This window comes from Kitasatospora sp. NPDC001664 (assembly GCF_053596675.1).
The window spans coordinates 16509-17198 of the sequence record NZ_JBSFGS010000050.1 but is presented as its reverse complement, the minus strand read 5'-3'; the positions used below and the strand labels follow the sequence as shown (position 1 = coordinate 17198).

1 pseudogene is annotated in these 690 nt (G+C 75.1%); it reads left to right on the top strand.

Annotated elements, in window-relative coordinates:
• Nucleotides 1-690, top strand: a pseudogene (locus ACWCYY_RS38770) (hypothetical protein); the annotation flags it as partial.

Genomic DNA, 690 nt, shown 5'->3' with positions numbered 1-690 from the left:
GTGTGAGTTCGCGGCGCGTCGTGGGTTTGCGGAGGATGAGTTCCCCGCGCAGTACGGGCCCGCTCAGGATGTGTTCCCGGCGCAGCAACGGATGCAGCCGGACGCGGCGCCCTTGTGGGGCGGCGGCGAGACCGTGGCCGCCCAGTACGAGCCGCGGGTCGGCGGCACCGTCGGCCGGCCGGTGGAGGGCACGTTCCCGGCGGAGGCGGTCTACGAGCCCGGCGTCATGCGGGCGATGAGCGGGACGGATCCGTTCGGCACGACGATGCCGGCGCAGACGGCCGCCGCCTACACGGAGGCGATTCCGGCCAGTGCCGGTGTGCCGCGTGGCGGGGCGTCGCCGGAGTACACCGAAGCGGTGCGGGCGAGCACGGGCGTGCCGCTGGGCGGCGAGGCGGCGGTGGCGGGTACGCCTGCGTACACCCAGGCCATGCCCGCGAGTTCGGGCATCCCGGCGGGGAACGCCGAGTTCACGGAGGCGGTGCGGGCGAGTTCGGGTGTGCCGGTGGCTGGTTCGCCTGCGTTCACCGAGGCGGTGCAGGCGGGTGGGGCTGGTTCGCCGGGGTTCACGGAGGCGGTGCGGGCGAGTGCCGGTGTGCCGGTGGCTGGTTCGCCTGCGTTCACCGAGGCGGTGCAGGCGGGTGGGGCTGGTTCGCCGGGGTTCACGGAGGCGGTGCGGGCGAGTGCCGG